Genomic DNA, 8,580 nt, shown 5'->3' on the forward strand with positions numbered 1-8,580 from the left:
CATCGCTTTTTGTTAATATAAAAATGTTAATACAAAATTGTAAATTTTGCAAAGTTGTTCGATTTTTTATTGGCAAAATATTACAGATTCGAACATAAAAAAGCCGACTTGTTTCTAAGTCGGCTTTTTGTAGTTTTTTGAGGTTGGTTTAACTTTTTAACTATATGAAAAACAATGATATTTTAAATTGCATTTCGTATAAGCTCTATTATGTTAAATACCCTCATTCCAAGCTTTATCTAAGCTTTTCAAATTATTGTATGCTTCTTCAAAATCACTTAATTTAAATGTTAAAACAGGAGATGAAAAAGGTTGTTCCCAAACTACTGATGTTACAAGGTCATGCATATTGTTCCATGCTACCCCAAATCGAATCCATTGAACTTCTGATTCAGTCACCATCTGTTCAATCATAATTACATTACAGACAAGATCTAAATCATCAGAACAAATTAAAATTGGTATGACAGTGGATACTGCACCATATTCAGAAGTTTCAGGTTTTAATAGTTTCCATGCATTACTCAAAGGAACGCTATTTTCAAAGTCATATAGCCAACCATGTGCTGGAACGGAAGAGTTTGCATCCTTAAAACTAGTGTTTTTACTTATCCATATATTTAATGGAAGCCCATCAATAGCAAAAATAGGAAATGGTTTAGTCTTTCCATTTCCATCCTGAATACATCCTTTGACAGGGTGTTCATTTAATAATATTGCCGAAATAACGTTCATATATTTTATTTAAATACTTTAAAGATTTCCTAAAATTAACATAATGCACGTTATACGAAGTTAAAAAATTGAGACTATAGCCTTAATTTTTATATATTTTTTAAAATTTAAGACCTAGGTCAGTGCCTAGGTTTTTTATTGCGTATAACAGCCATTATGTTAAATAGAAATTATTTCACTTCACCATTATAAATAATGGTTGGTTTTTCATCTTTTTTGACAGTCAACTTATTGCCATCAGCAAAAGCTTCAACAACTTCGGAGCAGCCGTCTATTTCAGTTTTTCCTATTACACTTTCTGATTTGATATCATAAGAAAAAGTATATGTAGTTGCAGGACAACTATTTCCATTTTCACCAGTTGAAACTACTAAAACATACTTATTACCAAATTTATAAGCTCGTTCAAGCTTTAAATATCCTAGGGCTTCAGGATCCTCAACAACATCTTGCATAATATTATGTGGACCAGCCTTTGTTTGATAAATCAAAGCTTTCGACATCGAATCAGGAATATCTTGCAATAAAAAAACGTTATCATAACCAACACCACTGTCAGAAACATATAAAGCTTCATAACTCATACTTGGAGCAGCTGGAGCTAGTTTTTCCTCTTTAGGTTTGACCTCTGATGCAACTTGAACCTGAGCAGCTGGTTTTATCTCTTGTTTAGATTGCTGTTCAGCAGTTTGTGGCTTATCACATGCTGTAAGCATCAGACTTAGTATGATTGTGTTTATAAAAAATAATTTATTCATTAATATTGCCAAGTTACATTTGTTGAATGGTTAGATATTTAATTAATCTTTGATATATGAAATAGCTGTAACTTCATACATTTTTTCACCAGAAAATTCGTTATTAACAAGCTTTAATGTAACTTTTGCTTTTCGGTCAATTTCATATTTTGGATAATTTTCCTCATCATGGTATTCACCAGCTTGAGATTCTATTTTTTCATAGGCTTTATGATATTGCGTGCAATATTTTCTATCTCCACAAAAGGTTGAAATAGAAACAGCTTGAATATTGGCAAGCTCTATATCTAAATAACAGCTATCTGCGCCACATGAATATGATTTCAAGTAAACATCTTCTGTTAAATTACTAGGTAGGGCATATGCGGTATTTATACTGACTAAACCTAAAGCCAAAAGCAGTTTTTTCATTTTTTCCCCAAATGAGATATAGCAAGTAAAGTGGGTTACATGCGAAATTTTAACCCTTGATCTTGAGCCTTTTTTAGCAATCTATTTACAGCTAAATTTACTCTTTCAAAATCATCATATCCTAAAGGAAATGATGGACTTCTACGACCTTGTAATCCTGTATCTTTATAAACTATTTGTATTTTCAATACGAGTGGGTTACCGCTATCCCATATTTCATTACCAATAGCAACTCGATATTGAGTTCCATCTGGATGAGCATACTCACCACATGTCGCATCAACAAACTCAATCATCTCTGGAAGAGGATGAAATATTTTTGCCATATATTTATTTCCTATAGTTATCTATAAGAAACTATAGTTCTTATTTTTCTATTCATCAATGAAAATAGTTTTTACTTAAGTTTTCCTAAAATTAACATAATACACCTTATACGAAATGTGTTATAATTTATTTTGAAATTCAAATACTTATTTCAAAGTTTATAGCCCAAACATCACTGTTTGGGTTTTTTTTATGATTTTTCACGTTCCACGCCTATTCTTTGACCAATGTTTCACGACTTTGTTCATATTAGTTAAACAATCGTGGTTAATCATAGGGTCTAAAAAAACGGCTCCAAAAGCCCCTTTTCTCCGGTTCCTGTTCGACATGCTCCGGCACGGGGATCCGCTTATTCTGCGTTTGGATCTCAGTTTTAACCTCAGTTGCTTGTTCAGGTACTGGGACTTCAATCGTCTCTTGAGGTGGTACAACTGGTGTTGGATCTTCCATTTTTGGTGCTTTAGGAGCTTCTAGTAGGCGTTGCATCGTTTCGATCTGATTTTGGTAGAAAGACTCACGATCTTTAGCATCATTAAGCTGATTTTTCAGCATGTCTATTTGTTGTCTAAGCAGTAAAACTTCTGCCGAATTTGGACTGTCTACTTTTACAAATTCTTTTACATCCTGTTTTTTGACTGGTTCTCCAAAAACACGGATAGCTTCTGCTAGATCAATCTTATTCTCAGAATTTTTACTTAAAATTCCTTTCTTTATGTTGTTGTAAATCGTTTGTCTATTAATGTTGTAAAGCTTGGAAAGTTCAAGAACTGTAAGGGTTTTCATTCAGTAAACCTATGCCTAAACTTGTAAAAAGTTACTGTCTATTAGACTGTCTAATAGACAAATGATCAAGTTTAAATTTTAGGCAGGAGTAAAGCCAACTTTTTGAAGATAAGGGAATAATTCTTCGAATTTTTGGGCATCTTTAAGCATTTCTGCAATGCGCACAGCAAATTGTTCAAAGCTTTCTGTACCTTGAGAATATGTATTCATTTCAGGAAGTCTAGAAAGCTTATTAGCAAATAGGTGACGCTGTGGATCGGTTATTTTCGAGAAATAATCTGAGGGATTTTCACTTGTGATCACTTTTTTAGAAGTATCTTTTGTCTGTCTAAAAGTGAACGAAAATCCTGAAATAGTACGTCCTTTCTTATGTTGTTCATACTTAGCAATGATATCTGTTAGTTCATTTATTTGATTCAATGCAAAGTCTAAAACATAGGTTTTAAAGTTACTCATAGTTTTGTATTGATGAGGTTCAACGCCTAATTGTTGTCTAAAGATAGACAGATCAAAAACGGGAGTTTTTCCTGCTGACCTCCATTGGATCAGTAATTCATAGAGTCGAATAGCATAAGAACTAGTTAGGCGTGAGACCTGTTCTAACTCATATTTAGTAAAATTCTCTTCTAGTCTGGTTATAAGAGGAACGATATCTTGAGTGAATCTTAAAAAAACAATTCCCGACTGAGCCTCATAACCAATTTTATCAACCCAACGGCAATGGAAACTACGATCCTTACCTGTTTTAGGATTAACATCATGGTATGTGACGTATCTATCGAAGAGGCTTTTTGATGCATCTCTAAGGACTGTATAGGCAGTATGTTTTTCAACATTGAACGTATTTATATAGCTACTGGCATGTACCTCTAATAAGCTATTTTCTGTTATCCCATGACCTGTTTGTCTTGCTTCTGCTATAGCTAGAAGAATTAAACGCTGCTCAACAGTATCTAACGTATAGCTAGCTTGAATTAAGGCATTATCCTTAACAATTAATTCACTCATTTCTAATAATAAATTTATAATTAAACTAGGTTGTACAATAGACTATTTAAATAAACGTGTCTATTAAAATTATTAAGGTCGATAAACCTAGCTTTAAGGTCGATAAACCTAGCTTTAAAGGTCGATAAACCTAGTTTAATAGGTCGATAAACCTAGTTTAATAGGTCGATAAACCTAGTTTAATAGGAGCTATAACGCTTTCTACACAAGGCTTTCAGCTTACCTAAAAGCATTTAAAAACTTTAAAATAATTAAAAGCCCAAGGAAGGAAAAATTGCCCTTGGTTTTCGCTTCGTTTCACTCGCTCAAACTCTATTGAATCTCGCTTTCGCTCGATTCGTCGGGGCAATTTTTTGCAAATACTTTCTAAAATTATGTAAAAAGCAAAAGCGACTATGACTTCGCTTCGCTCAGAAGTTTTTTTGCTCGCTTCGCTCGATCTAGGTGCAAATATTTACATGTGATTTACGCTTATTTAGGCTTCACAGCCTAAAAAGCTGTTTTTCAGGGAGTCTAGACGCGACTTTTCGTTGTGTCGCTCGTAGACACTCGCTAAACAAACTATTGATTATTAGTAGTTATATTTTTATTCACTGACATAAAAAATGATATCCATTAAATATCGGAAAATGTCATTGTATAAGACTTTAAGCCTTATACTGTAAGGGTTACAGAACTCTGAATAAGAAATAAATTTTATTCTGCTCAAAAGATCGTAGTGAGGACTTTCGATTTCATATTTCAATAATAGAAAAAAGAATGCTCCTATTTGGCTTTATTTGGCGATTTAAGCCAATTTTTTAATTTTCCCACAGTTCTATGATCTTTTTTAAAATAATGTCTTCTATGCGATCTGGTGGCTTTTTAGGGGTACTTTAGTCCTAGACCAATACGCATATCGGACTTACGGAAATTTTCTTCGGTCTCTTTTTGAATTGCTGCTTTGTGCTCAGGTGAACCAAAAACATAATCCTTCGTATTGCTATCAGGTTTGATCGGATCTTGTTTACTTTCTGGATGCTGTTTTCGAGCAGGGGATATTTCGACCTGTTTTTTTACTTTGGAAGTGTGGGCATTTTTGTACCGTGCCAGATAGACTGAAAACTGGTTGACGCTCAGAATCAGTCCATATTCTTTTTCTAAAATGGCGGTCACTTCTTCATAAGAATAGCCCTGTTCTCTGAGTTCAAAAATCTGGGGTAAAAGACGGATAAAGGCTTTAGATTTGATTTTTGGCAGCATGACTTTAGATTTCAGTGGAATAACTTATTTTGATAGTAAATTGTTAGTGCTTTGGTTGCAAATTGATATGTTTTCAGTCGTAAATTCATAATTTTGATACCTAATTGATATCCTTTTGATAACTTTTTGATAGTAAATTAGTAGTAAATTGATATATACGCCCTTTTTCCTGTTTTTCGCTCTAAATTCTGCTCTAAATTGAAGATGGATTTTTGACGATTTTTAGGTATACACCATACGCACATAGTCATGATGCTAAAAAATCTTCGATTTTTTATTTAAAAGCAAAGACTTATATCTATTTTACTTGTCTTTCATCATGTTTTAGATGACGCCAAATGTCACAAATATAAACATAAATATTTGTTTTATATATTTATAATTGTCACGTATTTGTCACAGATCAAAATGAAATGAGTAATGATAATCGGGTTACGATCAGGCTGTCCAAAGAGCAGTATTTCTTGTACGAAATGAGAGCGGCTGCCAAGGGAATGCGTGTATCGACTTATGTGAAAAGTTTGCTGGATGAGTGTGAGTCAAGCTCGTCAAATCAGCTCGCAGAACTGCTGAGATTGTTTAAAAGTCTGGATGAAAAAACGTCATTGATTACGGAAGTTTTAATGGCCCAGAAAGATGAAAAACCAGCGCATACAGAAAGTGGCGCAGTGGATAATTTAAGTCTGGAAATGCTGCTGATGCTTCGGGCAATGGCTAAGCCTGAACAGTTAAAAATGGCACATGCTCGGATGCGCGAGAAGGATTTTCCTATTCTCAATTTGCAGGATTACTAATCTCCAGATCAGATCCATCTCATAGGATTCATTTCAACGGAATTAAATATGGCTATTTTTCTGGTTCGACATGCTGAAAGTGAAGCGAATATCAATGGAAAGACGCTTTCTCATGCTTCAATTGCTTTAAGTGAGCATGGTCATAGACAGGCTCAGGATTTATGCTCCAAACTGCCTGTAATCGATCATGTGATCGTGTCGAAGTATTTGCGGACTCAGCAGACCGCAGCGCCAATATTGGAAAAATACGGCCTTTCATTAGAGGTTGATGAGCATTTACATGAGTTCAGCTACTTGTCAGAGCGTAAGTGTGCCAATACCAATCTGAATGACCGTAAGGCATGGGTAAATGCGTACTGGGAGAAAATGGATTATCAGCACAGGGATGCTGACGATGCAGAGTCTTTTGAGAATCTGTATCTTCGGGTACAGGCTTTTCAGGAAAAGCTAAAGATCTTGACCCCTCACTATGTGAAGAAGAATCTGGCTGTATTCAGTCATGGACAGTTTCTACAGCTTCTCATTATGCAGATCCAGCAGCCCAGATCTCTTACCAAGGAATTGATGCAGCAGTTTAGATCGGACTTGGTTCGCCAGCCGATCAGAAATACTGAGGTTTTCACCTACTGAACAGAATTTCGTATATGAGATTTTATGTTAAATAAATAAAAAGACGCCTTTACATAGGCGTCTTTTGAATATGTCTAAATTATTGAAAAGCTTGTCTTAGAACTTCACCTTTCTCTGTAGAGGTTTGGCTAGTTGTCGAGTTCTCATCATTAATATCTAAAATATCTTTTCTTTTTTCAGGGCCATAATATGAAATAAACTTATTTATAGATTTATCCCATGTTAGATAACTGTCGTTATATTCAGATATAAAACGATAGCCATCTTTTCTTTTTTCAAGCTCTAATCCTTCACGTCCTAACCAATAGTTAAGTACATGATCATATTTACCTGCTTTATTTTGAAAGTAGATATCTATAAAACCATCACTGTTGCCAGTGAACATTGAGTAAGCACCTTCACAGGTAACTTCTGAAGATCGGATAATGTAGTCTTTTAAGCCATCATTATTAAAATCTACATTTACTAGAAAACCTTTATCGAAAGTGATTTTAGGATTCTTGATCGCCATCTCTTCATCTTCAGCTATGCTTTCACATGCTTCAATATAATGATTTTGGACTACTTCTTTGATTTCTATAGGAAGCTTATTAAAAGGAATACTATTATTTTTTACAGGGATTTCTGCTAAAGAATTTGTACAAAAAACAGCTATGGCTGCAAAACCTATTAACTTTTTCATTAATAAACCTATTTATTTGGATTTTATAGAGATTAATAGGAGTATCTAAAACCTTGTGCCATCATACAATCTTGTATCATTTCAGCTTTTTCATTTTGATTTACTTTAGCTAAACCTATGTCATAGCGACATTTTGCTAAAGCATTATTAGCATCATGTGGAGTAATTCCAGCTTTTCTCCACATAGGTTGTGATGTACTACATGCAGAAATTAAAAGTGTTGAAACAGCTAATGCCCCGATAATTGTTTTTTTCATAAAAAACTCTATAAAATTTAATCAAATAATTTTTCTATTCTATCAAATTTTATGAATTTTGTAATAAAAAATGGGAGCTTAATCTCCCATTTTTATGGATGATTTTTTAAATCATTCAGCATGGCATCACGCAGAATCTTATTCATTCTTGTCTGATAGCCTTTACCTTGGGCCTTTAGCCATTGCATTACATCTGCATCAATACGAACCGTAGTCACTTGTTTAGTCGGCTTGTAAAAAGGGTTCTGTACTGCATTTTTCCAGAAACTTTCATCAAGTTCAGGAATGTCCGAAAAGTCTATTTCACTGTCTGGGCGTTTAGCCAGGGCTTCAAGTCTTGCCTTTTGTTCTTCAGACAAAACAGGAGGATTATTCAAATCCATTTTGTAAGTAACGGTTTTGCTCATACTGTTTCCTCTCTTTTTTCTCTGCCTGTCGTGCCGAAATAATGCGGATATGATCCATCCCATTATGGTCTTGTACTGTGTGGGCCACCAATAAAACAGCTTGCCCATGTACCATACCTATCGCTTGCCAACGATATTCACCATTTTCAAAGCGATCCTGTTTATATAAGGCATGAGCATCGTAAAAAACCAATGTCGCATCTTCAAAAGCTACACCATGCTTTTTAAGGTTTATTTCTGCTTTATGCTCATCCCATGAAAACTCAATTTCCATAGTTGCATCGCTTTTTGTTAATATAAAAATGTTAATACAAAATTGTAAATTTTGCAAAGTTGTTCGATTTTTTATTGGCAAAATATTACAGATTCGAACATAAAAAAGCCGACTTGTTTCTAAGTCGGCTTTTTGTAGTTTTTTGAGGTTGGTTTAACTTTTTAACTATATGAAAAACAATGATATTTTAAATTGCATTTCGTATAAGCTCTATTATGTTAAATACCCTCATTCCAAGCTTTATCTAAGCTTTTCAAATTATTGTATGCTTC

13 protein-coding genes are annotated in these 8,580 nt (G+C 34.0%); 2 read left to right on the forward strand and 11 right to left on the reverse strand.

Going from position 1 to position 8,580, the window contains the following annotated elements:
- Window positions 1-213 precede the first annotated feature (213 nt).
- The 7 genes from B9T33_RS16120 to B9T33_RS16150 form a co-directional block, all read right to left on the reverse strand.
- Window positions 214-735 carry a hypothetical protein gene (locus B9T33_RS16120; RefSeq protein ID WP_016165287.1) on the reverse strand — a complete coding sequence of 174 codons (522 nt, stop codon included), beginning with the start codon at window positions 733-735 and terminating at the stop codon, window positions 214-216.
- Between the two features lie 170 nt (window positions 736-905).
- Window positions 906-1,493 (reverse strand): hypothetical protein, encoded by a 588-nt coding sequence (locus B9T33_RS16125; protein WP_143224026.1) that lies wholly within the window; start codon window positions 1,491-1,493, stop codon window positions 906-908.
- 42 nt (window positions 1,494-1,535) lie between these two features.
- Window positions 1,536-1,904 carry a hypothetical protein gene (locus tag B9T33_RS16130; protein WP_086179907.1) on the reverse strand — a complete coding sequence of 123 codons (369 nt, stop codon included), beginning with the start codon at window positions 1,902-1,904 and terminating at the stop codon, window positions 1,536-1,538.
- Between the two features lie 35 nt (window positions 1,905-1,939).
- The gene (locus tag B9T33_RS16135) at window positions 1,940-2,230 is read right to left on the reverse strand and encodes a hypothetical protein (RefSeq protein WP_086179908.1); all 291 of its coding nucleotides are present in this window, start codon (window positions 2,228-2,230) and stop codon (window positions 1,940-1,942) included.
- Window positions 2,231-2,498: 268 nt separating this feature from the next.
- Window positions 2,499-3,014, reverse strand: a complete 516-nt coding sequence (locus B9T33_RS16140) for a plasmid replication DNA-binding protein (RefSeq protein ID WP_086179909.1) — start codon at window positions 3,012-3,014, stop codon at window positions 2,499-2,501.
- Between the two features lie 78 nt (window positions 3,015-3,092).
- The gene (repM, locus tag B9T33_RS16145; RefSeq protein ID WP_086179910.1) at window positions 3,093-4,022 is read right to left on the reverse strand and encodes a replication initiation protein RepM; all 930 of its coding nucleotides are present in this window, start codon (window positions 4,020-4,022) and stop codon (window positions 3,093-3,095) included.
- A gap of 864 nt (window positions 4,023-4,886) precedes the next feature.
- Complete coding sequence (locus tag B9T33_RS16150) at window positions 4,887-5,264, reverse strand: hypothetical protein (protein ID WP_086179911.1); 378 nt, start codon at window positions 5,262-5,264, stop codon at window positions 4,887-4,889.
- Window positions 5,265-5,677: 413 nt separating this feature from the next.
- Between B9T33_RS16150 and B9T33_RS16155 the strand changes: the two genes are divergently transcribed.
- Window positions 5,678-6,058, forward strand: coding sequence for a hypothetical protein (locus tag B9T33_RS16155; protein WP_086179912.1), 381 nt, complete (start codon window positions 5,678-5,680; stop codon window positions 6,056-6,058).
- Between the two features lie 48 nt (window positions 6,059-6,106).
- Window positions 6,107-6,688: a histidine phosphatase family protein gene (locus B9T33_RS16160; protein ID WP_086179913.1), complete on the forward strand. Its 582-nt coding sequence runs from the start codon at window positions 6,107-6,109 to the stop codon at window positions 6,686-6,688.
- Window positions 6,689-6,767: 79 nt separating this feature from the next.
- Here the strand turns inward: B9T33_RS16160 and B9T33_RS16165 are convergent, their stop codons facing one another.
- From B9T33_RS16165 to B9T33_RS16180, 4 genes are all read right to left on the reverse strand, one after another.
- Window positions 6,768-7,370 carry a hypothetical protein gene (locus B9T33_RS16165; RefSeq protein WP_086179914.1) on the reverse strand — a complete coding sequence of 201 codons (603 nt, stop codon included), beginning with the start codon at window positions 7,368-7,370 and terminating at the stop codon, window positions 6,768-6,770.
- A gap of 32 nt (window positions 7,371-7,402) precedes the next feature.
- Window positions 7,403-7,627 (reverse strand): hypothetical protein, encoded by a 225-nt coding sequence (locus tag B9T33_RS16170; RefSeq protein WP_086179915.1) that lies wholly within the window; start codon window positions 7,625-7,627, stop codon window positions 7,403-7,405.
- Window positions 7,628-7,719: 92 nt separating this feature from the next.
- Window positions 7,720-8,034, reverse strand: coding sequence for a BrnA antitoxin family protein (locus tag B9T33_RS16175; RefSeq protein ID WP_033134782.1), 315 nt, complete (start codon window positions 8,032-8,034; stop codon window positions 7,720-7,722).
- Window positions 7,997-8,308 carry a BrnT family toxin gene (locus B9T33_RS16180; protein WP_005086328.1) on the reverse strand — a complete coding sequence of 104 codons (312 nt, stop codon included), beginning with the start codon at window positions 8,306-8,308 and terminating at the stop codon, window positions 7,997-7,999. The genes B9T33_RS16175 and B9T33_RS16180 overlap by 38 nt, the downstream gene beginning before the upstream one ends.
- Window positions 8,309-8,580 lie beyond the last annotated feature (272 nt).

Origin of the sequence: Acinetobacter sp. ANC 5054 (genome assembly GCF_002135295.1) — a bacterium.
Classification (GTDB): Bacteria; Pseudomonadota; Gammaproteobacteria; order Pseudomonadales; family Moraxellaceae; genus Acinetobacter.